Origin of the sequence: Sphingomonas sp. (assembly GCF_031372575.1) — a bacterium.
Lineage (GTDB): Bacteria > Pseudomonadota > Alphaproteobacteria > Sphingomonadales > Sphingomonadaceae > Sphingomicrobium.
In genome coordinates, this window is sequence record NZ_JANMLM010000052.1 from 14,187 (window position 1) to 36,666 (window position 22,480).

General features: G+C 64.5%; 19 protein-coding genes and 1 pseudogene. 10 read left to right on the forward strand and 10 right to left on the reverse strand.

Features of this window, described 5'->3' with window-relative positions; genetic code table 11:
- Positions 1 to 43 precede the first annotated feature (43 nt).
- Positions 44 to 451 carry a hypothetical protein gene (locus RMN73_RS04010; protein ID WP_309602026.1) on the forward strand — a complete coding sequence of 136 codons (408 nt, stop codon included), beginning with the start codon at positions 44 to 46 and terminating at the stop codon, positions 449 to 451.
- A gap of 7 nt (positions 452 to 458) precedes the next feature.
- On the opposite strand, the gene RMN73_RS04015 is transcribed toward RMN73_RS04010, so the two are convergent.
- On the reverse strand, positions 459 to 2,207 hold the full coding sequence (locus tag RMN73_RS04015; RefSeq protein WP_309602027.1) for a DUF885 domain-containing protein: 1,749 nt from the start codon (positions 2,205 to 2,207) through the stop codon (positions 459 to 461).
- Between the two features lie 124 nt (positions 2,208 to 2,331).
- On the opposite strand from RMN73_RS04015, the gene RMN73_RS04020 reads away from it, so the two are divergent.
- Genes RMN73_RS04020 through RMN73_RS04040 form a run of 5 tightly spaced genes read left to right on the forward strand, consistent with a single transcriptional unit; the run spans position 2,332 to position 7,448 of the window.
- Positions 2,332 to 2,844, forward strand: coding sequence for a hypothetical protein (locus RMN73_RS04020; RefSeq protein ID WP_309602028.1), 513 nt, complete (start codon positions 2,332 to 2,334; stop codon positions 2,842 to 2,844).
- Complete coding sequence (locus RMN73_RS04025) at positions 2,841 to 4,184, forward strand: peptide MFS transporter (protein ID WP_309602029.1); 1,344 nt, start codon at positions 2,841 to 2,843, stop codon at positions 4,182 to 4,184. The genes RMN73_RS04020 and RMN73_RS04025 overlap by 4 nt, the downstream gene beginning before the upstream one ends.
- Before the next feature lie 37 nt (positions 4,185 to 4,221).
- On the forward strand, positions 4,222 to 5,466 hold the full coding sequence (locus RMN73_RS04030; RefSeq protein WP_309602030.1) for a putative DNA modification/repair radical SAM protein: 1,245 nt from the start codon (positions 4,222 to 4,224) through the stop codon (positions 5,464 to 5,466).
- Positions 5,467 to 5,497: 31 nt separating this feature from the next.
- On the forward strand, positions 5,498 to 5,989 hold the full coding sequence (locus tag RMN73_RS04035) for a hemerythrin domain-containing protein (RefSeq protein WP_309602031.1): 492 nt from the start codon (positions 5,498 to 5,500) through the stop codon (positions 5,987 to 5,989).
- 22 nt (positions 5,990 to 6,011) lie between these two features.
- Positions 6,012 to 7,448, forward strand: coding sequence for a UdgX family uracil-DNA binding protein (locus RMN73_RS04040; protein ID WP_309602032.1), 1,437 nt, complete (start codon positions 6,012 to 6,014; stop codon positions 7,446 to 7,448).
- Position 7,449: 1 nt separating this feature from the next.
- Here RMN73_RS04040 and RMN73_RS04045 read toward each other — a convergent pair whose 3' ends face one another.
- The 5 genes from RMN73_RS04045 to RMN73_RS04065 all read right to left on the reverse strand — a co-directional run bounded on the left by RMN73_RS04045 (position 7,450) and on the right by RMN73_RS04065 (position 15,763).
- On the reverse strand, positions 7,450 to 9,471 hold the full coding sequence (locus RMN73_RS04045; protein ID WP_309602033.1) for a TonB-dependent siderophore receptor: 2,022 nt from the start codon (positions 9,469 to 9,471) through the stop codon (positions 7,450 to 7,452).
- Between the two features lie 150 nt (positions 9,472 to 9,621).
- Positions 9,622 to 10,995, reverse strand: a complete 1,374-nt coding sequence (locus RMN73_RS04050) for a cytochrome P450 (RefSeq protein WP_309602034.1) — start codon at positions 10,993 to 10,995, stop codon at positions 9,622 to 9,624.
- On the reverse strand, positions 10,992 to 14,402 hold the full coding sequence (locus tag RMN73_RS04055; RefSeq protein ID WP_309602035.1) for an AAA family ATPase: 3,411 nt from the start codon (positions 14,400 to 14,402) through the stop codon (positions 10,992 to 10,994). Before RMN73_RS04055 ends, RMN73_RS04050 begins: the two co-directional genes overlap by 4 nt.
- A gap of 33 nt (positions 14,403 to 14,435) precedes the next feature.
- Positions 14,436 to 15,200 carry a thioredoxin domain-containing protein gene (locus RMN73_RS04060; protein WP_309602036.1) on the reverse strand — a complete coding sequence of 255 codons (765 nt, stop codon included), beginning with the start codon at positions 15,198 to 15,200 and terminating at the stop codon, positions 14,436 to 14,438.
- A complete protein-coding gene (locus RMN73_RS04065; RefSeq protein ID WP_309602037.1) occupies positions 15,197 to 15,763 on the reverse strand; it encodes a DciA family protein in 567 nt (188 codons plus the stop codon). The genes RMN73_RS04060 and RMN73_RS04065 overlap by 4 nt, the downstream gene beginning before the upstream one ends.
- Positions 15,764 to 15,777: 14 nt before the next feature.
- On the opposite strand from RMN73_RS04065, the gene RMN73_RS04070 reads away from it, so the two are divergent.
- The 4 genes from RMN73_RS04070 (at position 15,778) to RMN73_RS04085 (ending at position 18,792) form a co-directional block, all read left to right on the forward strand.
- Entirely contained in the window at positions 15,778 to 16,767 is a 990-nt protein-coding gene (locus RMN73_RS04070; RefSeq protein ID WP_309602038.1) for an A/G-specific adenine glycosylase, read from the forward strand.
- Positions 16,757 to 17,605: an NAD(+) diphosphatase gene (gene nudC / locus RMN73_RS04075; RefSeq protein WP_309602039.1), complete on the forward strand. Its 849-nt coding sequence runs from the start codon at positions 16,757 to 16,759 to the stop codon at positions 17,603 to 17,605. The genes RMN73_RS04070 and nudC overlap by 11 nt, the downstream gene beginning before the upstream one ends.
- A gap of 71 nt (positions 17,606 to 17,676) precedes the next feature.
- A complete protein-coding gene (locus tag RMN73_RS04080) occupies positions 17,677 to 18,339 on the forward strand; it encodes a cytochrome c family protein (protein WP_309602040.1) in 663 nt (220 codons plus the stop codon).
- 12 nt (positions 18,340 to 18,351) lie between these two features.
- Positions 18,352 to 18,792 (forward strand): DUF1801 domain-containing protein, encoded by a 441-nt coding sequence (locus RMN73_RS04085; RefSeq protein ID WP_309602041.1) that lies wholly within the window; start codon positions 18,352 to 18,354, stop codon positions 18,790 to 18,792.
- 11 nt (positions 18,793 to 18,803) lie between these two features.
- Here the strand turns inward: RMN73_RS04085 and RMN73_RS04090 are convergent, their stop codons facing one another.
- The 4 genes and pseudogenes from RMN73_RS04090 to RMN73_RS04105 form a co-directional block, all read right to left on the reverse strand.
- Entirely contained in the window at positions 18,804 to 19,661 is an 858-nt protein-coding gene (locus tag RMN73_RS04090; RefSeq protein ID WP_309602042.1) for an LOG family protein, read from the reverse strand.
- Positions 19,662 to 19,729: 68 nt separating this feature from the next.
- Positions 19,730 to 21,121: a cell envelope integrity protein CreD gene (gene creD / locus RMN73_RS04095; RefSeq protein WP_309602043.1), complete on the reverse strand. Its 1,392-nt coding sequence runs from the start codon at positions 21,119 to 21,121 to the stop codon at positions 19,730 to 19,732.
- A 136-nt stretch (positions 21,122 to 21,257) separates the two neighbouring features.
- Positions 21,258 to 21,893 (reverse strand): hypothetical protein, encoded by a 636-nt coding sequence (locus tag RMN73_RS04100; RefSeq protein ID WP_309602044.1) that lies wholly within the window; start codon positions 21,891 to 21,893, stop codon positions 21,258 to 21,260.
- Positions 21,890 to 22,480 (reverse strand): annotated as a pseudogene (locus RMN73_RS04105) (succinate dehydrogenase/fumarate reductase flavoprotein subunit); the annotation flags it as partial. The pseudogene RMN73_RS04105 and the gene RMN73_RS04100, both read right to left, overlap by 4 nt.

Below are 22,480 nucleotides of genomic sequence, written 5' to 3' on the forward strand. Positions count from 1 at the left end.
TGGAGGCGAACCAAGCCTTTATCTGGTTGAGAGGAATATGACGATGTCGAAACTGCCCTTCGCCCTTGGTGGCGCCGCCTTCGCACTGGCCGCGATTGTCGCGCCGGGCGCGCCCGCCACGGCGCAGAACAGCGGCAAGGTCAGCGAGATCATCGTCTACGGCACCGACCCGTGCCCGCGCTCGACCGATGACGAAATCGTGATTTGCGCGCGCAAGGACGAACGCGAACGCTATCGCATTCCCGAGCGCTTCCGCCAGGGCGGATCGATCCAGTCGCGGCAGGCATGGGCGGTCCGCGCGCGCCAGTTCGAGACGGTCGGCGCGACCGGGGTCAACAGTTGCTCACCGGTCGGCCCGGCCGGCTTCACCGGCTGCCTTGGCCAGCTCACCCGCCAGGCATTCGAGGAACGCCGCGACCAGACGACCAGCGACACCACGCCGCGCCGCTGAGCGCCGTTTACTTCCGCCGGCGCTCGGCCGCGACCCAGCGCATGACCTGGGCATCGAGCACGTCGAGCGGCACCGCGCCTTCGCCGATCACCACATCGTGGAACCGCCTGAGGTCGAACTTCGGCCCCAGTGCCTGTTCCGCACGGCCCCGAAGGTCGCGGATCTTCAGCTCGCCAAGCTTGTACGCCAGCGCCTGGCCCGGGTTGGAGATGTAGCGATTGACCTCGGCGTCGATATTGGCGTCGGTCAGCGCGGTATTATCCTTCATGAAGGCAACCGCTTGTGCCTTGCTCCAGCCCTTCGAGTGAAGCCCGGTATCGACCACCAGCCGACACGCACGCCACATCTCATAGCTTAGCCGCCCCATATTCTTCTCGGGCGTGTCGTAAATCCCCATCTCGATCCCGAGCCGCTCCGAATACAGCCCCCAGCCCTCGACGAAGGCGGTGTAGCCCGCTGTCGCCTTGCGCCACGCGGGCAAATCGAGTTCCTGCTGGGTCGCGATCTGCATGTGATGGCCGGGAACCGCTTCATGCACCGTCAGCGCCGGAAGCTCCCACAACGGCCGCTGGTCGAGCTTCGACGTGTTGACGAAATAAGTCCCGGAAATCCCCGCCTCGGGACTTCCCCCATTATAATAAGCGGTGGTCGACCCGGGTGCGATTTCGGGCGGTATCTCCTTTAGCCCGTACGGCAATCGCGCCAGCTTGGTGAACAAAGTCGGCATCTTGCCGTCGATGACCTTCGCCTGCAGCGCGGCGGCGGACATCAGCTCGCCCGGCGTCTTGGCGAAATATTTCGGGTTGGTCCGCATCTCGGTGATCATCGCCTCGCGGGTCGGGTAACCCGCCTTGGTCGCTACCTCGACCATCTCGGCCCGGATCCGCGCGACTTCGCCGAGGCCGATCTTGTGGATCGCGTCTGGGGTCAGCTTGGTGGTGGTCTGCTGGCGCACTTGGAAGGCATAATAAGCCTCCCCGTTGGGCTGCGACGACACCGACACATTTTGCGAACATTTGTCCTTGAGATCGCGGTCATAGAGCGTCGCGAACTCCTGGTAGGATGGATTGATCTTGCCGCTGATCAGCGCCTTCGCCCGCACCTGCAAATCGGCCCATTGCGCAGCGCTGACGCTGGCCGGTTTGGGCGCGGCGAATGGCGCGTAGAAGCGCGACTTGGCGGGATCGGTGGTGATCACCCCGGTGATGGTCGCCGGAAAGCCGGTCATCGTCGCGCACGGCTGGACGAAGCCTTCGCTCGCCGCCTTGACCGAGATCGCGCCATAATCGCGCATCCGGGCGGGAACGAACGCGATCCGCGCGAGGTAATTGTCATAATCGGCGAACGTGCGGAACGGCTGTCCCTCGCCCATCCCCGCAATCCCGCCATGATAGCTGCCGAGGATTGAATAATAGAGCTGGCGCTGGCCGAAGCCATTGGCCTCGATACTGCCTTCCAGATTGTCCTTGAGGATCGCATAATTGGCCTTGCCAGAAGCAGGCAATGCGGCCGACGGGATTGCCTTCAACCGCTTCAGGAACACGCTCGCCTCGGCCACCTGCCGGTCGGCTGCCGCAAGCGTGATTTCGCCCAGTTCACGGTCATATTTGGTGACCCCGACCGAGGTCGCAAGGCTCGGCGAATTCTTGAGCAATGCCGCCCAATAATCGTCCTGCAATTTCTGGAAATCCTGCACTGGCCCGGCAAAAGCGGGCGCGGCGAACACGGCGGCGGCAAGCAACAAATGATGGCGCATGATAATCTCCCCTGTTGCGCCAAGACTAAGCCCCGCGCGCCACACCGCAAGCTGCCTTTCGACGAAGGGCGGGGCTTCCCATTGTCGCGCTCGCTGCTACCTTTGGGCAACTCGGGGGAGCAAGATGGACATAATCGCACAGGCACGGCCGGCCAAGACAAGCCCGCTGGCCCCCGATACTTATGAGAAACTCCTGTCCGTCGGGGCATTAATCCTGTTCTGTTTCGTGATTGCCGCCCTGGTCCGCGGGCGAAGTGAATGGGGGCAGGTCCCGCTGATCGTGTGGCCCCATTTGGTCTCGATCATGATCGCGGTCGGGCTGACCCCGGTGATGCTGCTCCGACGGCGCGGCGATCGCCTTCACCGCGGCCTTGGCTGGCTGTGGGCGAGCGCGATGATTGTCACCGCTGCCGCATCCTTGTTCGTCCGCAACATCAATTCCGGCGGCTTCAGCATCATCCACATCTTGTCGCTTTGGACGTTGCTCCAGGTGCCAATAATCGTGTGGACCGCGCGCCACCACAATGTCGCCCGCCACCGCCGCTCGGTCCGCGCAATGGTCACCGGCGCGTTGCTGATCGCCGGCTTCTTTACCTTCCCGTTCAACCGGATGCTCGGCCATTGGCTGTTCGCATGACGAGCCGCGAGACCATCGGTGGCCATCCGCGCGGGCTTTACTATCTCGCCTTCACCGAGCTGTGGGAGCGCTTCTCTTATTACGGCATGACCGCCTTGCTGACCTTGTACATGGTCAAGCAATTGCTCCTGCCCGGCCATGCCGAGAATGTCCTCTGGCTCGACGCCCTGCGCCAATTGTTCGAATTTCGCGGGCCGATGTCGAACCTCGCTTTCGCCTCGTTGATCTACGGCTGGTATGGCGGTTTGGTCTATTTCACTCCCATCCTCGGCGGATTGATCGCCGATCGCCTGCTCGGCGCCAAGCGTACCGTGGTGATCGGCGCCTTGCTGATGGCCGCCGGGCATCTCGCTATGTCGTTCGACGCCAGCTTCCTCATTGCCCTGCTGCTCCTGATCCTCGGCTCGGGCTGCCTCAAGGGGAACATCTCGGCGCAAGTCGGCACGCTTTATCCGCAGGCCGCCGCCTCGCTGCGCGATCGCGGCTTCACCATTTTCTCGACCGGGATCAACATCGGGTCGGTGATCGGACCGCTGGCGACGGTAACGGTGGCAGAGATTTACGGCTGGCACGCCGGCTTCGCGCTGGCGGCGGGGCTGATGCTGCTGGCGCTGGCGATCTACCTCGCGGGGCAGCGCCACCTGCCCGAGCAACCAATGGTTCGATCGACGTCCGAAAAGGTCGCGCTGACGCCGGACGAGCGACGCCGCACCCGCGGGCTGATCGCGATCATCCTGCTCGTCGTTCCAGTCAACGTCGCTTACCCGATGATCTGGAGCATCGGCATCGTATGGATCGACCAGCATGTCCGTCTCACCACCGCATTCGGCGCAGTCCCGGCGGGATGGTTCAACGCGCTCGACAGTTTCGGGAGCATAATCGCCGCTGCGCCGCTGGTTGCACTGTGGGCTGCCCAGGCCACGCGCAACGCGGAGCCAGCGAGCATCACCAAGCTGGCAATCGGGTCTTTGCTGATGGGCCTGTCGATCCTGCTGCTCACTGCCGGGAGTATGCTCCCCGATTCCGGTGGCAAGGTTTCGGTATGGTGGGCAATTGCCGCCTACCTCGGTGCCGGGCTGGCGTTCATGTGGTTCTGGCCAGTGACGCTGTCGACCGTTTCCGCGCTTGCCCCGCGCCAAGTCCGATCGACGCTGATGGGCGGAAGCTTCATCGCCTTGTTCCTCGGTACCGTCATCATGGGCTGGGTCGGCAGCTTCTACGACCAGATGGAGCCCGCAACATTCTGGACAGTGGACGCGTCAATCGCGATCGCCGGCGCCGCGCTGATCATGCTCGCCCGCCGCCCGCTCGAACGGATGCTGCGCACACCAAGCGATTGAACTTGCGTGCTATTGACCGTGAACATATACAGAACACATGGCCCAGCTCGACACTCGCGAAAAGCTTGCGATTCTCGCCGATGCAGCGAAATATGATGCCTCTTGCGCATCGTCGGGGACGTCGAAACGCGACAGTCGCGGCGGCAAGGGAATGGGCTCGACCGAGGGCATGGGCATTTGCCACGCCTACGCACCCGACGGCCGCTGCATCTCGCTACTGAAAATCCTGCTCACCAACAGCTGCATCTTCGACTGCCATTATTGCATCAATCGCAAAAGCTCGAACGTGCGCCGTGCGCGCTTCACCGCGACCGAAGTCGTCCAGCTCACGCTCAATTTCTACAAGCGCAATTATATCGAGGGGCTGTTCCTCTCCTCCGGAATTATCGGCTCGTCGAATTACACGATGGAGCAAATGGTGGAGGTGGCCCGCGCGTTACGCGAGGATCACGACTTCCGCGGCTACATTCATTTGAAGACCATCCCCGACGCCGATCCCGAGCTGGTCCGCCAAGCCGGGCTCCACGCCGACCGCGTGTCGATCAATGTCGAATTGCCGACCACCGCGGGCTTGACCCGCCTAGCGCCCGAGAAATCGGTCGGGCAGATCGAAGGCGCGATGAAGGCGACCAAGCTCGACATCGAGGACGGCAAGGACGCGCGCAGAAGGTATAAGAACGCGCCGATGTTCGCCCCCGCCGGCCAGTCGACCCAAATGATCGTCGGTGCCGATTCCGCGAGCGATGGCGATATCGTCGTCCGCGCCAGCCAATTATATGACCGCTTCGCACTGCGCCGGGTCTATTATAGCGCCTTCTCGCCAATCCCTTCGCCGTCGGCCGTGCTCCCGCTCCAGCGCCCGCCGCTGATGCGCGAGCATCGGCTTTACCAGTCCGATTGGCTGATGCGTTTCTATGGCTTCAAGCCCGCCGAAGTGGTCAGCGCGGCGGGCGACGACGGCATGTTGCCGCTCGACATCGACCCCAAGCTCGCGTGGGCGCTCAAGTTCCGCGAGCGCTTCCCGGTCGACATCAACCGCGCCAGCCGCGAGCAATTGCTCCGCGTTCCCGGCCTCGGCACCAAGGCGGTGGGACGGATCATCAAGTCGCGCCGCTGGCGAGCGATGACCTTGGCCGATGTCGCCCGGCTGACCGTCTCGGTGACCAAGGTTCGCCCGTTCATCATCACCACCGACTGGCGCCCGACCCTGCTCACCGACCGTGCCGATTTGCGCGCTTTGGTCGCGCCGCGCGCCGAGCAATTGAACCTCTTTGCAGCTTAGCCGTTGCACCGGGAAAGCAGGGAGAAGCATCATGGCCGCCACTGACATTTTCGAGCGTTTGATCCAGGACCACAATAAGCATCGCGCGATGATCGAAGCGATCGAGCAGACCAAGGGCGATACGCCCGAGCGACGCTCGCTTTATGAAGCGTTCAAGATCGAGGCGACTGCCCATGCATCGAGCGAGGAAGTGACCCTTTACGCGACGCTGATGGCTGAGGTGGAAATGCGCGAATATGCGCAGCACGCCGCCAAGGATCATCACGAAATCACCGACGCCTTCAAAGCAACCGATGAGGTCGATTTCAGCTCGACCGGGTGGTTGGCGAGCTTCCGCGCGGTCAAGGACACCTATCTCGACCATATCAAGGAAGAGGAAGAGACCATTTTCCCCGATGCGCTCAAGGATCTGGGCAAGGCCAAGGCGGTCGAATTGAAGGACGCGTATAACGCGATCAAGCCTGAAGAGATTGAACGGGCCGAATCGGGCGCCGACGACAAGATCGCCGAAAAGATCGGCTAGGCGTGAAGTCGGTGCGCATCGGATGCTGACCAAGGGTCCGATGATCGACGCGCACCGCGTCACGCTTGCTGCGGAAGATGATTTCGACGGCTGGCGTGATGCCGCTCGCGGCTTGGCCGAGGCCAATGTCCCGCCGTCGGCGATTGCGTGGCAAGTCGACGGCGGCCCGCAGGATTTATTCGCTGGCCCCGGCACCAGCCCGCCGCCACCGGGCGCCAGCTTCGCCGTCCCGCGCAGCTTTATCGACCTTGCCAAAGCGGCCATCTGCCACGTCGATCCCGAGCGCTTCGCCCTGCTCTACGCATTGTTGCTCAACTTGCGCACCAACCGCCATGCAATGGAAGATCGCGCCGATCCCCTGCTCGGCCGGATCGAGAAAATGGCCAAGGAAGTCCGCCGCGACGCGCACAAGATGCACGCCTTCGTCCGCTTCCGCGAAGTCGAGGAGGAGGAGGATGGCGGCACGCGCTTCGTCGCCTGGTTCGAGCCCGACAATCACATCGTTCGCCGCGAAGCCGGATTCTTCATGCGCCGCTTTGCCAACATGCGCTGGACGATCATGACGCCCGCGCTGACCATAAGCTGGGACGGCAAGACACTGACCGAAAGCCCCGGCGCAACCCGCCGCGATGCGCCCGACGGCGACCCAGTCGAGGAAACGTGGAAGACCTATTACGCCAGCATCTTCAACCCCGCGCGGGTCAAGGTGAAGGCAATGACCAAGGAAATGCCCAAGAAATATTGGAAGAACATGCCCGAGACCGCGCTGATCGGCGAGCTGCTGGCCGGTGCACAGAAACGCGAAGCAGCGATGATCGAGACCTCGCGCCGCCAGCCCGCAATTGCGCGATCCAATGTCGAAGCGTCATGGGCCCAACTCCGCACCGAAGCCGCCACCTGCACCCGCTGCGACCTTCACCGCTGCGCTACGCAGACCGTGTTCGGCGAAGGCCCGCTCGACGCGCGAATCATGTTCGTCGGCGAGCAACCCGGCAACCAGGAGGATCTCGCCGGCCACCCGTTCGTCGGCCCCGCGGGTCAGGTGCTCGACGCCGCGCTTGCCGAAGCCGGGATCGATCGCACGTCGACCTACGTCACCAACGCGGTCAAGCATTTCAAATTCGTGTTGCGCGGCAAGAAACGCATTCACGCCCGGCCCGATGTCAGCGAGATCGACGCCTGCCGCTGGTGGCAGGAACAAGAGCGCAGGCTCATCCAGCCGACGCTGATCGTCGCGCTCGGCGTCACCGCCGCGCATTCGCTAACTGGCAAGACCGTGACGATTTCCAAAGTTCGCGACGCGCCATTGACCCTCGCCGACGGCAGCGAATGCTGGGTCACCGTCCACCCCAGCTTCCTGCTGCGCCTCCCCGACGCCGACGCGCGCCGCACCGAGCAGGCAAGATTCGTCGACGATCTCAAGCGCATCCGCGATCGAGCGAAGGCGCTGGCCGCTTAAGCTAGAACCCCAGCCGGAGCGACAATTTGGCGCTGCGTGGCCCGCCAGGCGCGATATTATTGTCGCTGTGCGCGGCCGGGAAATAATCGGCACCGAGCAGATTTTCGACGTTGAGCTGCGCTTCGACCCCGCGCGTCACCTTGAAGAAGGCGGCAGCGTCGACCCGGGCATAGCCGGGCAGGACGACCTGGTTGCTGATCGAAGCATTGCTCTTCGATCGCGCAGTCAGTCCGACGCCGAGGCCGAATGCCTTGGTCACCTCATAACGGCTCCACAAAGCAAAGCTGTGCTTCGGCACCAGCGGCACCTTGCGCCCGGCCGGGGCGGCGGTGGTGGCGTCGCGAATCTCCGCCTCCTGCCACGCATAACCGGCCGAGATTTGCCACCGGTTGGTGATGCTCCGTTCAAGCCCAAGCTCGAGCCCGCGACTGCGCTGGGCACCGGTTAGGACCGTTTGCCCATTGTTGAGCGGATCGTTCGCGCGAGTGTTGGTACGGTCGAGCTGATAGAGCGCCGCTGTCGCAAGCAGGCCCTCGACCGGCTCCCATTTGGCACCGACCTCGATATTCTCGAACCGTTCCGGCTTGAGCGCTTCGGTGGTCGCGGAAAGGCCGCCGAATTGGTCGCCCGACTGAGGCAGGAAGGATCGGCTATAGCTGGCGTAGAAGGATAGATGGTCGGTTGGCTTGAGGATCAGCCCAAGCCGTGGCGACCAAAGATTGTCCGCTCGCTTGAAGCTCGTCCCGGTCCCATGGAAATCATCGACCTCAAGCTTGAAGCGGTCATACCGCAGGCCCAGCACCAGTTCGATCCACGGCGCGAAGCGGATCTGGTCCTGGATGTAGAAAGCGGCAACGTCGGCGCGGGTGCGGTTGTCGGCAGCGCTAGCCGCTGTCGCGTAGGTGACCGAAACATCGACCGTCGGGTCGCTGAGCGGAACGCGGTTGCCGCCCATGATCGTGCCGTTGAGGCGCTTGTTGCGCGACCATTGGCGACCCACTTCAACCCCGGCGAGCAGGGTCTGATCGATCCCACCAAGGCGATTCTCCCACACCAGATCGGTCTGGCTGATCAGGTTACGCCGATCATTGGTGCTATTGTAGGCATCGAGCACAACCTGATTGGTCGCCTCGTCGAGGTTGGAAGGGTAAATGTTCTGGTAGAATTTGTTGTAATCGCCATACGAAGTGCGGTTGCGCAGCGTCAGGCCGTCAGCAAGCTTGTGGCTGATGCTGGCACCGAGCAAGTGGACGTCGGCCCTGGCATAGCTGTCGTCGGGATCGCCGAAGAAGGTCCGGTCGAAGCCCTTGAGCGGCTTGTCGATCCCTGCCGGATCGGTGACCGACGGAACCCCGCGATCGGTGGTCCGGCGATCATGAAAATATTCGTAGGACAGGTCGAGCCGCGTCTCCGGGGCAATCGCGAAGCCGATCGTCGGGTTGATCCCGTAGCGCTCGAGATCGACGTGGCGGCGGAAGCTCTCGCCATTTTCGTACAAGCCATTGACTCGCAAGCCGATTGATCCGGTCAGTGGCTGGTCGACGTCAGCCGTTGCCCGCACCCCGCCAAAGCTCGAGGTGCCGATGGTGAACGAGCGAACCGCCTCGATCCGCGACTGCTTGGTGACGCGATTGACGATTCCCCCGCCGCCGCCGCGGCCGAAAATCATCGCGTTCGGGCCCTTCAAAATCTCGACCCGCTCGACGTTGTAAAAGTCACGGAAATATTGGACGTCGTCGCGCACGCCATTGATGAAGAAATCGGCGGTGGTATTGTTGCCGCGCAAAACGATCTGGTCGCGGTTGGATTCGCCTGTCCCTGCCGACGCGCCCGGAACGAAGGTCAGCAGATCGCCGATCGAGCGCAGGCCCTGGTCGTCGATCTGGGCCTTGGTGATGATCGTTATCGCCTGTGGGATGTTGCGCACCGGCGTATTGGTCTTGGTCGCGCTGGTGATCGCTGCCGCGCCATAGCTCGATCGTTGGCCTTCGATGATGATTGCATCATCGGATGCGACATCCACAGCGGACGTTTCTACGGCGGCGGCTGAATCCTCGGTTGACGCACGGGCGACGGTTGGAAATGCGAGCGAAATCAACGAGGCTGACGATAGAATTAGGTTAAAGCGCATATCACTCCCTTTGCGTTGGGAGCGTGTTACCGTTAATGATAGTCATTCGCAATAGCGTTTTCGAATTGCCAGTTTCAACCCGCCGGCGGGGCGAAGGGTCACCATGCCCGAGGCGCGAACAATGCGTCCCGGCACTGGCCGAAATTCCCACGCTGCAAGCCAGTGGGCGAGGATCGTCAATGCTTCGGAGGTTGCGAACCGCGCACCGACGCACACCCGCACCCCGCCGCCGAACGGGAGATATTGAAATCGGTGGCGTTCGCCCTTGCGGCCGGGAGCAAAGCGATCGATGTCGAAGGCATCGGGATCGTCCCATAATTTGGTGTGGCGGTGGATGATCCACGGCCAGATCGAGACAATGTCGCCCGGCGCGACCTTGCGCCCAGCGATCTCGCCGGGCGCGATCGCCTGCCGGTCGAGGCGCGGCGCGGACGGATACAGCCGAAGCGTTTCGTCGAATGCCTGCCGGAGCAGTGGCAGACGATCGGGCAGCTTAGGATCCCGATCATCCACCGCCAGCGCCACGCGCGCCTCCGCTGCGATCCGCTGCTGCAACTGGGGCTGTTCCGACAGCAGAAACAACGCCCAGGTCATGGCATTGGCGGTGGTCTCATGTCCGGCGAGATAGAAGGTCGCGGCATTGTCGATTGCCAGCGCCTCGGCTTCCGCGCGGTCGAATTTTTGCCGCAACGCGGCGACCAGTTGGCCGAGGAAATCCTCCCCCTCCTGCCCCACTCGAAAGCGGTCGCCGACCACTTCGGCCAGCGATCGGCGAAGGTAGGTTTGGCCGCGAAGCCCGGCGCGAGCTTTGGGTGTTAGCGTCAAGGCCGGCAAGCCGAGCAGCGCCTGGATTCGCCGCCCGCCGAATGCCTCGAGCGCGGCGGTGATATGATCCGACGCGGCGTTGCTGGTCAGTCGCGGATCGCCCCCGAACAGGCTGTCAGCGATGATCCGCATGGTCGTGGCAGTCGACTGCACCGCCATATCGAGCGTGCCGGCCTGCCATCGCGCCATGACCGCCCGCGCCGCATCGGCGAACACCGGGATCAGCGCATCGACCGCCGGGGGGACGAAGCTGGCGGCGACGATCCGTCGTTGCTCGCGCCACAATTGGCCGTCTGACGTCAGCAATCCCCGCCCGATCACCGGGGCGAGCAGGCTTTTGACGATGGTCGGCTTTTCGTAACCGGCGGCTTGGTCGAGCAGAATCTGCTGGACCGCATCGGGGGTGAGCGGGATGTGGACATTATAGCCCATCACCCGGCGCTGCATATAGTCGAGCTCGAAGGCCGCTTGCGACCAGCCATAGACCGCAGTCCGCGCACGCTCGCCGAAAAACCCCCGCCACACTGCCACCGGCCCGTCGCCGCGCGGCGGGTAAGGCGGGACGAAGCGCTCGGGGTAAGTGGCGTTCATTCGGCGGCCAATAGCCGCTCCGCCGCCCCAAGGTCGACCGAAACCAGGCGACTGACGCCTTGTTCGATCATCGTCACGCCATAGAGGCGATGCATCCGCGCCATGGTCACCGCATTGTGGGTGACGATCAAATAGCGCGTATCGGTCTCCGCCGTCATCCGGTCGAGCAGGTCACAGAAGCGGTCGACATTGGCGTCGTCGAGCGGCGCATCGACTTCGTCGAGCACGCAGATCGGCGCCGGATTGGTCAGGAACAAGCCGAAGATCAGCGCCACCGCAGTCAGCGCCTGCTCACCCCCCGACAGCAAGGTCAAAGCGGTCAGCCGCTTGCCCGGCGGTTGCGCAAGAATCTCCAACCCGGCCTCGAGCGGATCGTCGCTTTCGACCAATTCGAGATGCGCGTGGCCGCCGTCGAACAAGGTCGTGAACAGGCTCTGGAAGTGCGTGTTGACCTTCTCGAAAGCATCGAGCAACCGCACTCGTCCCTCGCGGTTGAGGCTGCCGATCGAGCCGCGCAGCCGGTTGATCGCCTCCTGCAGCTCATCGCGTTCGGCGGCGCCCTGCGCTCGATTGGCATCGAGTTCGGCAAGCTCGCTTTCGGCCACCAGATTGACCGGTCCCAATCGCTCGCGTTCGGCGGTTAGCCGCTCGAACGTCTCGCGTTCGGCCTCGGCCGGCGCCAGATTGGTGGCATCGAACTCGAACTTCCCCGCCAGCAACGGCGGTGGACATTCGAACTTCTCGCCGCACTCGCGCGCCAATTCCTCGCGCCGCGCGGTCTGTGCCTCGGCCCGTGCGACCGCCCCGGCGCGGGCTTCTCGCGCCGCAGCAAATCCCTCCCCGGCATCGCGCAAGGCAAGTGCAGCATTGGCGACGGCTTGCTCGGCCTCATTCTCGGCGGTCGTGGCAGCGCCGACCAGCGCCTCGCTCGATGCCGTGTCGCGCTCGATGCGGACGATCTCGCCCGCCAGTTGTTCGGGTTCTCCGATAATCTCGGCCCGCTCCGCCGCCAGCGCCGCAGCCCGGTCGGCGGTTTCGATCAGGCGGTCGCTCGCCTTGCGACTGCGCTCGCGCCATTCGCCGGCTTCGCGCTGGGCGGCAGCGTCGCGTTCGCGGTCGGCGGCGAGTTCGCGGGCGCGGGTGGCGGCGGCGGCGCGGCAGTCGGCGACTTGCTCCCCGGCCGTTGAAGCAGCACTCCGAGCAGTATATGCCGCAGCCTCGAGTATTTTTGGTTCGGGTAATGATATCAACATCTTACGCGCCGCCTCGAGCGACTGCACGCTGGCCGCGATGAGCGGGTCGAGATCGGCGCGGCGCTCGACCAACGCGGCGCGCTGGGCATCGAGCCGGTCGATCGCATTGGCCGCCGCATCACCGGCACGGACTGCATCGCGCGATTGGCGTTCGGCCGCGGCGGCGGCGGCACGGGCATCGTCGGCCAAACTGCGGAAGTTTTCCACCTCAGCCGCAGCCAAGTCGCGCGCTTCGACGGCGGCTGCCACAGCCAATTCCAGCGCCGGAAGCGCCCGATCGAGTTCGGCCAAGCGATTGGCGCGGATCAATCGTTCGGCGGTCGCAGCGCCGCTGTTGGTGGCGACAAACCCGTCCCAGCGCCGCATCAGCCCGTCGCGCGTGACCAGTCGTTGCCCGACGCCAAGCGGTTGCCCGTCGTCGCGCGGCGCAACCCCTACCTGCGCCAATCGCCGCGCCAGTTCGAGCGGCGCCGTGGCAAAATCCGACAGCCGCTCAAGCCCGTCCGCAAGCTTGGGATCGCCACCCGCCGGTTCGCTGCCAATCCACCGTCGCGGCCCATCCCCGCCAAGCCCGGCATCGAGATCATCGCCGAGCGCAGCAGCGAGCGCGCGCTCATATCCTGGAGCGGCCTGCACCGCGATCGTCCCGCTGCCGCCCTGCGCCAGCGCATCGGCCAGCGCGCCACGTTCGGATGTCGCCGCCGCCAGCGCAGCGCGCGCCGAGGCCAAGGCGCTTTCCGCCCCGTCGCGCTGTTCGGCGGCCCCGGCGCGGCCAGCGTCCGCCTCCGCCAGTGCCTGTTCCGCCGCAGCCAGCGCACCCGCCGCCTCACTGGCATTCTTATCCGCAGCGGCCCGCGCCTCGCGATGATCCGCGCCATCGCCAAGTTCCGCAATCTGCGCCTCGATCCGCGCCACATCATAAGCAGTGCGATCGGCCTGCGCTTGCGCGGCCTCGAGCGCGGCCTCGGCGACCCGCCGTTCGGCGCGCATCGCTGCCTCGCGCGCCAGCACTTCGGCCAGCGCCGTCTCCGCGCCACGCGACACGATCTCGGCTGCATTGACGTCCGCCGCGAGCCGCGCCGCTTGTGCCTCGCCATCGCTCAACCGCGCCGCAATCGCCGCCTGCTCGGCCTGAAGCGTGGCAATCGCCTTGGCCGCGTCATCGCGCAGCGCTTCCTCGCGCGCGCTTTCGCTGGCCTGCGCCAGCTCGAGCCGGTCAAGCTCGGCCAGCCGCCGAACAATCGTATCGCGCCGCGCCCGCGCCGTCGCCAGCGCATGCGCCAGGCTCCGCCCCGAATCGCGTGCCTCGACCAATGATGTGCGCCGCGCCCCAAGCGCGACCGCCGCCGCTTCCTGCTGGCGTTGCGCCTCGGCCATCAGCCGCTGCAGCTTGCCCACCGCCAGCTCGGCCGCTTCGGCCTCGCCGCGCGCAGCACCTGCCGCCGCTTGCGCTTCATCCCATCGCGCGAACAACAATTTCGCTTCCGCAGCGCGGATCCGGTCGGTCAGCGAGCGGTAACGTTCCGCTGCCCGCGCCTGCCGCCGCAAGGTCGCAGCGCGCAGTTCCTGGTCGCTCAACAGTTCATCGAGCCGGGTGATGTTGACCTCGGCAGCGCGCAATTTCTGTTCGGCATCCTTGCGCCGCGCATGGAGGCCCGAGATTCCCGCCGCTTCCTCGAGCATTTGGCGGCGCTCGGTTGGCTTGGCGGCGATCACCGCGCCAATCCGCCCTTGGCTGACCAAGGCCGGCGAATGCGCCCCGGTGGCGGCATCGGCGAACAACAGGGAAACATCCTTTTGCCGGACATCGCGCCCGTCGACCCGATAGGCCGACCCGGCGCCGCGCTCGATCCGGCGGGTGATCTCGCTTTCGCCGCCGAGCTCGTCTTGGCCGTCGCGCTCGATCAGCAGCGACACTTCGGCAAAGTCGCGCGCTGCCCGGGTCGCGGTGCCGGCGAAGATGACGTCTTCCATGCCCCCGCCGCGAAGCGACTTGGCGCTGGCCTCGCCCATCACCCAGCGGATCGCCTCGAGCAGATTAGACTTGCCGCAACCATTTGGCCCGACGACCCCGGTCAGCCCGGGCTCGATCCCCAGTTCAGCGGATTCGACAAAACTTTTAAACCCGCCAAGCTTGAGCCTCCGGATTTTCAATTGCCGGCCCTCCCCGCCGGCGCCACGGCCGCTCTAGCTGCCCAGCGCCGCGTTGATCGAGGATTCGACCTGGCTCCACACCGACGTACCCGGCTTGATCTCGATCATCTTGCCATTCTGGATGAAGGTCGGCGTGCCCGGGAAATCGGGGAATTGGGCCATTGCGTCGGTTTGCATCTGCACCAATTTGGTCGGCGTCTCGGCATCGGCCAGACACACCGAGCTCTTGGCGATCGGCAGCCCGCGCATCGCCGCATATTGCTGCAGGCCGGCAATCTTGGCGACTTCGGCCAGTTGCTGGTCGACCGGAAGCGCACCGATCGCCTGCATCGTCGCCGGATCGGCCGCCTGGATCTTGGCGATCCAGTCGGGCTGGTCGGCATAAAGCTGCCGCGTCAGGCCGAAGAAGCCCGACGTGCCGGCGCAGCGCGCGAGGACCGATGCCGCCATGTCATAGCCATCGCGGACATAGTTGCGGAACTCGAAACTGACCTGGCCCGATTTGACATATTTGCTGGTCAACGTGGGCAACGCCGCCTCGTCAAACTCGCGGCAATGCGGGCAGGTCATCGATCCATATTCGACCAGTTTGACCTTGGCATTGGGGTTGCCCATCACGAACCCGCCTTCGGGCGTGGTTGCGACGATCGTCGTCCAGTCGCCGCCATTGGGGGCGGGCACGGCCTTGATCGGCGCGGTCGAAACGGCCGGGGTCGAATTGCCGCTATTTTCGGCATTGCAGGCGGTAACCGCGAAGGCAGCAGCAGCGACGCCGCACAGGATAGATTGTCTGATCACGTAATCTTGCTCCGGATGATGGGGATTGGAATGCTGTCGATGGATTCAAAGGCAGGCGCGCCGTTCGACCCGGCAATATGCCCAGCCAGCGATTCGAGGCAAGCGCGAAGCTCGGGATCGGCGATGGCTCGAAGCCCCTCGCCAAGCTCGGCGGAGATCGGCGCGGGTTTGGGCCGTGCGGGACGAACCGGGGCGGTCGGAACGCGGCCCTGGCGAAACGCGATCTGCACGATCGCCTGGTAACCGAAGAAGCGATTGACCCGCTCGATGATCATCGGGCCGAGATGCTGGACCAAGGGGGCATGCGCGCCCTCGACCAACAGGGTGAGTGTCCCGCCCGATTTCTTGCCGGTCGGGAAGCGGATCGACTCAGGGCTGGAGACCTTGGCGTAACGCTCGCCGACGATTTCCTTCCAGCGGCTGACCACCGCACTCTGGACGAAGCCGAAGCGCTTGAACGCCACGCCGCCAATATCGGCGATGATGTCACCGGTGGCGCGGGCGCGATTGCGGCGCGGCGCATCTTCCTTGGCTTTGACCGGTTTCGACATTGATCGGGTCATGCCATAGCGTGGCGATGCCCGCCAGTGCTGGAAACGCCTTGCTCGACCATTATCGCCGCACCGCGCGGCGGCTGCCGTGGCGCGCGCCGCCGGGGGAAAGGCGCGCCGACACCTATCGCGTATGGCTCAGCGAAGTGATGCTCCAGCAGACCACGGTGGCGACGGTGACGCCCCGATTCTTGCGGTTTCTGGAGCGCTGGCCGACGGTCGAAGCGCTGGCCGTAGCGGCGGACGAGGACGTGCTGCACGAATGGGCCGGGCTTGGCTATTATGCCCGGGCGCGCAATTTGATCGCGTGCGCCCGTGCAGTCGCCGCAGCCGGCGGATTTCCCGATAACGAGGCCGGGCTGCGCGCGCTTCCGGGAATCGGCGATTATACCGCAGCAGCGATTGCGGCCATCGCCTTCGGGCGCGATTCGGTGGCGATCGACACCAATGTCGAGCGGGTTGTGGCGCGGCTCGAAGCGGTTTCGGACAAAGCCGCAATCCGCGCGGCGGCGGCGGCGCTTGTGCCCACGGGGCAGGCGGGCGATTTCGCGCAGGCGATGATGGATCTGGGGGCGACGATCTGCCGTCCGAAGAAGCCGAACTGCGGCGCTTGCCCGATTTCGGGTCACTGCAAGGCCTATGCGCTCGGCACGCCCGAATCATTTCCGGTCATGGCGGTCAAAAAAGCCCGCCCGGTTCGCTACGGCACCGCCCACTGGATCGAACGCGGCGGCGCGGTTTGGCTGGTCCGCCGCCCGGCGAAGGGGTTGCTCGGCGGAATGCCCGCGCTGCCCGGATCGGACTGGGGGGACGCGCCGGACACGGTGCCCGCACTGGCCGAGGTGCGGCACGGGTTCACCCATTTCGAGCTTCGGCTGGCGGTGGTTGCCGGGGGCGCGGCGCAAGGCGATGGGTGGTGGCAGCCGATTGCCACGCTGCATGACGCGGGCCTGCCCACCCTTTATCGCCGCGCGGTCGATGCGGTGCTTGCCACGAGGAATTCCCTTGCCGCCTGACCCCTTTTTTACCGGCCGTGGGATTGACCGCGCCGATGCGCTTCGCGGCAAGCCCGAGGCGGTCGCCGAATTGCTCGCTTCCCCAACGGCACAAGCGTTAGTGTGGAACGGCGGTGCGCCCGCGCTCGACGAAGCGGGGAAACTGATGTGGCATCAGGCGCAAGGCGACGAGCCCTTATTCCTTGGCCTCGACCAGGGCGATCCCCGATTCGCCGCGCTGCCGGCGGTCGGCCCCGGTCCCGACACACGCGCCTTGCTCGGGCTGCTCGACGACGCCGACGCGCCATTGTTCGCGGCCGCGCTGAGCCTGTCGAGCTGGCACCAAAGGCATGGCTTTTGTTCGGTGTGCGGATCGCCGAGCGCGGTGTTTCGCGGCGGCTGGGGGCGCAAATGCGGGGCGTGTGGCGGCGAACATTATCCGCGCGTCGACCCGGTGGTGATCATGCTCGCCACGTTCGAGGACCGCCTGCTGCTCGGCCGCCAGCCAATCTATCCGCCGGGCCGATATTCGGCGCTGGCCGGGTTCGTCGAGCCGGGCGAGACGCTTGAGGCTGCGGTTGCGCGCGAGCTTAACGAGGAGGCCGGAATCGCGGTCACCGACGTGCGCTACATCGCCAGCCAGCCGTGGCCGTTCCCTAGTTCGCTGATGATCGGCTGCACCGCGCGCGCCTTGAGCGACTCGCTGACCATCGACCGCGAGGAGCTCGACGACGCCCGCTGGTTCACCCGCGCCGAGGTCACCGCTGCTCTGTCCGGTACGCGCGATTCCGCCTTCATCGCGCCGCCGCGCTTCGCCATCGCGCGGACCCTGCTCGACGATTGGTTAGGCGATGCTTGAAACCCGCCCACCAGCACCGTAAAGGCAGGCCAAATTTCCACTTCTCACAACGGCAGCGCCGCAGGGGTTTCATGGACGATCGCAACAACACTACCGCTGGCTGGCTGCTCTTCGCCGGAATCGTTTCGCTCGGCGCGTGGATCGTCACCGGCGAACATTTTGCCGGCGAGGAAGTCGAGAAGGGCGGCTACGCGCTGCCCGGCGGCGATGAGGGCGGCGCAGCTGAAGCGGCCGCCATGCCGGTCGAATTCTACCTCGCCAAGGCCGATGTCGCCAAGGGCGAGCAAGTGTTCAAAAAATGCGCCGCCTGCCACGCTGATGCGCAGGGTGCTGCCAATGGCATCGGCCCCAATCTTTGGGCTGTGGTCGGCGGACCGATCGGCAAGCATGCGCCAGGCTTCGCTTATTCCGCAGCACTGTCGGGGATCGGCGGCAATTGGGACTTCAAGTCGCTCGATCATTGGCTCGCCAGCCCGCGCGCCATGGCGCCTGGCACCAAGATGACCTTCGCTGGCCTCGGCGATCCGCAGGACCGCGCCGACGTCATTGCCTATCTCAATTCAAAGGGCACCAACTTGCCGCTGCCCGCCGCCCCGGCCGAAGCTGCTCCGGCAGCCGCAGGGGCCGCTCCGGCTGCTGGCAATGCGACTGCCCCGGCCGAGGGCAATGCAGCGGCTCCAGCCGACGGCAACGCCGCAGCTCCGGCACCGGCCCCGGCCCCGGCCAAGAAATAAGGTCAAACGGCGATGGTCAGCTCCAAAGCAACGACCATCGCTGATTACCTCGCCGAGCTTGCGCTCGATCGCGCCGCGACCGTTTCGGCCATGCGCGACCTTGTGAACGGGGCAATTCCCGACGGCTATGACGAGGTGATGCGCTGGGGCATGATCAGTTGGGAAATCCCGATCGAGGTCAGCGGACCGACCTACAACGGACAGCCCTTAAGCTATGTCGCGCTTGCCGCCCAAAAGAACGGCTATAGCCTGTATTTGAATTGCGCGGCGTGCAGCCCGGACAGCGTTCAGCGGTTGCAATCGGCGGCGGCGGCGGAAGGGCACAAAGTCGACATGGGCAAAAGCTGCATCCGCTTCAAACGGCTGGACCAGTTGCCGCTCGACGCGATCGGCAATGAAATCGGATCGACATCGCCGGCCGATTATCTGGCCACCATCGCCAACGCCAAATAAGTAAGCGGTGCTTAGTCGGGATAATAATTGCGGACGAAGTCCCACGCGTCCTGCGCGGTTTCGCACCAGTGGATCAGGTCGAGATCGCCGGGCGAGATCACGCCTTCCTCGGCCAGCCCCTTAAAGTCGACCACCCGTTCCCAAAACTGCTTACCGAACAGCAGGATCGGCATCGGCCTGACTTTGCCGGTCTGGATCAGGGTCAGCAGTTCGAACATTTCGTCAAACGTCCCGAACCCGCCCGGGAACACCGCCACCGCGCGCGCGCGGAGCAGGAAATGCATCTTGCGCAGCGCGAAATAGTGAAATTGGAAACTGAGGTCCGGGGTGACGAAGGTGTTGGGCAATTGCTCATGCGGAAGCACGATGTTGAGCCCGATCGATTCCATGCCTTCGTCGCAGGCACCGCGATTGGCGGCTTCCATGATCGACGGTCCGCCCCCCGAGCAGACGACATAATGGCGCTGGCCGTCGGGATCGACCGGGAAGCGGCTGGCCATTCGCGCGAGGTCGCGCGCGACATCATAATATTTGGACTTGGCCTTAAGGCTTTCCGCGACCTTGCGCTGACGATCGTCATGCGCGGCGGCAATCACTGCATCAGCCTTGCTCGGCTCGGGGATTCGCGCCGAGCCGTAGAACACGAAGGTCGAGGCAATGTTGGCCTCATTCATGAACAATTCGGGCTTCAATAGCTCGAGCTGGAAGCGAACCGGGCGAAGATCCTCGCGCAGCAGGAATTCGGTGTCCTGGAACGCGAGCTTATAGGCTTCGCTCTCGGTCTGCGGCGAGGATGGGACATGCTTGGCGGATTGCGCATCGACCTTGGAGGACGGGAAAATGCGCTTGGGGGGGCGGTGATCGGTCATAAGCGATGCGGCCTTAAAGACAGTTAGGCCGAGGGGGAAGCGGTTTGGCCTCCCCCTCGATTCCTAAGTCAGACGGCCGCCTCGCCGTTGCTCCGGCTCCAGTCGATCCGCCGGGTGGCATACATCACCGCGGCAAGCGCGAAGAACAGCAATACCGATCCGATCAGCAGGCTGAAGGCTTCGAGCCCGAGCAGGATGTAGAGCATCGCGTAGAGCCCGATCAGGAGGCCGCCAATCATGGTGCCGCGTTTCCAGCTGCCCAGCACGGCGGCGGAATAAGCGGTGTTGAGGCCGGCAATCGCGGCGGAGGCGAGGATGTAGGCGAAGGTGAAACCGAGCACTTCCGCAAACGCCAGCAGCAGCACGAAGAACAACACGATCGCGGCGCCCATCAGCAGATATTCGACCCCGCTGACCTTCACCCCGCCGATGATGTCGAACATCAGCAAAGCGAGGAAGGTGAAGCCGATGAACAGGAAGCCATATTTGGTTGCGCGATCAACCCGCGAATAAAGATCGACCGGCTGGATCAGGCCGATACTGGCAATCTCGCTGCCCTTGCCTTCTCCACTGTCGATTCTTTCGGGCGTATTGGCTGACGCGCTTTCGGTGATGTTGCTCTGGCCCTTGTCGGCGGTCGAAACAAGCGAGCGCCCGAGCGCCAGATTGCCGATGCGATACTCTGCCGCGAACCCCTTGTCGCCGATGGTCCGGCCGCCCGGAATGAACGAGCCGCCGAACGACGGGCTGGGCCAGCTGCTCTTGACCGTCCAGTGAGTGTCACCGGCGTGCGGCGCGAGGCTGAGCCGGGCATTGCCGCGAAATCCGTAATCAAATTTGACGATGGCGGATTTGGCCGCGAGGGCGCCGGCATCGACGAAGGCGAAGAAGCCCTTGCCCGCACCGCTGCCGCCGCCCGGCTGGAGCTTGAGCGGGCGGCCGTCGATGCTTACCGTCGGGTTGGCGCCGAGGCCGCGCGGATCGCTCAGGCCGAAGCGCAATTCGGCGCGGGTCAAATCGAGTTTGGCCGGATCGACGCCGTAGCGCGCAAGGTCGGTCGGGAAGGCGAACCGCGCCGAACCGTTGGCGGTCGCGTCATAGATCACCGCTTCGTAGATCGACCGTCGGCGCAATTGCGGCTTGATGTCGGTGGCCAGCTCAACCGCTTCGGGCTCGAGCGTCAATTCGCGGATGACCTCCTGCGTGCGGGTGATTGCCGTGCCGGACGCGGTCGAGGTTTCGGTGGTGGTCTGGCGATAGGGGATGACCAGCACCGGCCCGCTCATCGCCTGCGGCCCGCCCCAGCCTTCGGTGATCGACGATTGCGCCTGCTCCGACTGCGACTGGCGGTCGTAAACCAGCGCCCAGACCATGAACAACGGGATTGCCAAACCCAGCCCGATAAGGATCGCAAACAGCAGTTTGCGGCCCGGTGTCTTGGTCTCGTCCGATGCGGTCATATCGTCGCCTCCCGTTGTTAGAACTCGGTTCGTCTACGATAATGCACGGTTCATCGTCAACCGTTCGTCGATAAATATGCACGGTTGGGCGCAGTTCGCAGGACAACACGGCGCCAATTGATCCGGCATCTAACGGCTAATTTGCGGCGCGTGCGCCCTGGCTCTGGACTATTTTGGGGACCCGCGACGACGCAAGCGAGAGGCGCGAAAAGAGGTCGCCAGGCGGAACAGTGCGGTCGAACGACATGGGTTCGGCGACAATCGTGGTGCTGCTGCCGCGCAAGCGACCGGTCACGCCGACCACTTCGCCGCCGACTGTCACGAGGTAGGTGAAGGTGCCGTCCTCGTCGACCACCTCGACTTCGTCGACCAGCCCGAACTGGCCCTGCTTTTGACCGACCCAACGGGTCGCGCGAACCCGCCGATCGGAGTCGATCCCACAATATCGACGAGCGATCTTGGGCCCGGCCGAATATTCGTACCCGATCGAGATGTAAGATTGCATGCCCTTGCCGACGGCACAGTCGGCAACCGCGCGCGAGGCAACATCCTCCACTCGGACGAGCGACCCTTTGCGAAACGTCGCGCCCCAATTAAATTCGAGCGAGCCGCCATCCGACCGCTGAACGCGCCAGTAGATGGTATAGGTCGAAGTCGAGCTGCGGGCGCGAGAGAGGACCGCTTCCGCCGCTGGATCTAGCGATTGAGCGCCTGCGACAGAGGCTGGCAAGATTGCGGCAAGCATTGCCGCCAGGGTTGCCAGCGCCTTCAATACACCCGCGCCTTGGGCTTGATGTAGCCGATGTCGTCGGTCAGCGTATATTCGTGGACCGGGCGGTAATCGATTTTGACGCTGCCGCTTTTTCCGCCCCAGCCGTCGAATGTCGCGATCGTGTGCTTCATCCAATTGGCGTCGTCGCGCTTGGGGAAATCCTCGTGCATGTGCGCGCCGCGGCTTTCCTTGCGGTTGGCGGCCGAATGCATCGTCACCACCGCCTGGCCGAGCAGATTGTCGAGCTCGAGCGTCTCGATCAGGTCGCTGTTCCAGATCAGGCTGCGGTCGGAGACGCGGACGTCGGTCATCTTGTGGTTGATCGCATCGATCTTGGCGACGCCCTCGTCGAGCGTGCGTTCGGTGCGGAACACCGCGCAATCGGCCTGCATCGTGCGCTGCATCTCGAGCCGGATCGCGGCGGTCGGGGTCGCACCTTCGGCATGGCGGAAATGATCGAGCCGGGCGAGCGCGAGGTCGGCGCCGTCCTTGGGCAGGGGCTTTTGCGCCGCCCCGGGCTTGAGGATTTCGCCCAAGCGGAGCCCCGCCGCGCGACCGAACACGACGAGGTCGATCAGGCTGTTCGA

Coding starts and splice junctions, on each gene's coding strand:
- RMN73_RS04010 (WP_309602026.1), top strand. CDS start 44: ATGTCGAAACTGCCCTTCGCCCTTGGTGGCGCCGCCTTCGCACTGGCC.
- RMN73_RS04015 (WP_309602027.1), bottom strand. CDS start 2,207: ATGCGCCATCATTTGTTGCTTGCCGCCGCCGTGTTCGCCGCGCCCGCT.
- RMN73_RS04020 (WP_309602028.1), top strand. CDS start 2,332: ATGGACATAATCGCACAGGCACGGCCGGCCAAGACAAGCCCGCTGGCC.
- RMN73_RS04025 (WP_309602029.1), top strand. CDS start 2,841: ATGACGAGCCGCGAGACCATCGGTGGCCATCCGCGCGGGCTTTACTAT.
- RMN73_RS04030 (WP_309602030.1), top strand. CDS start 4,222: ATGGCCCAGCTCGACACTCGCGAAAAGCTTGCGATTCTCGCCGATGCA.
- RMN73_RS04035 (WP_309602031.1), top strand. CDS start 5,498: ATGGCCGCCACTGACATTTTCGAGCGTTTGATCCAGGACCACAATAAG.
- RMN73_RS04040 (WP_309602032.1), top strand. CDS start 6,012: ATGCTGACCAAGGGTCCGATGATCGACGCGCACCGCGTCACGCTTGCT.
- RMN73_RS04050 (WP_309602034.1), bottom strand. CDS start 10,995: ATGAACGCCACTTACCCCGAGCGCTTCGTCCCGCCTTACCCGCCGCGC.
- RMN73_RS04065 (WP_309602037.1), bottom strand. CDS start 15,763: ATGACCCGATCAATGTCGAAACCGGTCAAAGCCAAGGAAGATGCGCCG.
- RMN73_RS04070 (WP_309602038.1), top strand. CDS start 15,778: ATGCCCGCCAGTGCTGGAAACGCCTTGCTCGACCATTATCGCCGCACC.
- RMN73_RS04080 (WP_309602040.1), top strand. CDS start 17,677: ATGGACGATCGCAACAACACTACCGCTGGCTGGCTGCTCTTCGCCGGA.
- RMN73_RS04085 (WP_309602041.1), top strand. CDS start 18,352: ATGGTCAGCTCCAAAGCAACGACCATCGCTGATTACCTCGCCGAGCTT.
- RMN73_RS04090 (WP_309602042.1), bottom strand. CDS start 19,661: ATGACCGATCACCGCCCCCCCAAGCGCATTTTCCCGTCCTCCAAGGTC.
- creD (WP_309602043.1), bottom strand. CDS start 21,121: ATGACCGCATCGGACGAGACCAAGACACCGGGCCGCAAACTGCTGTTT.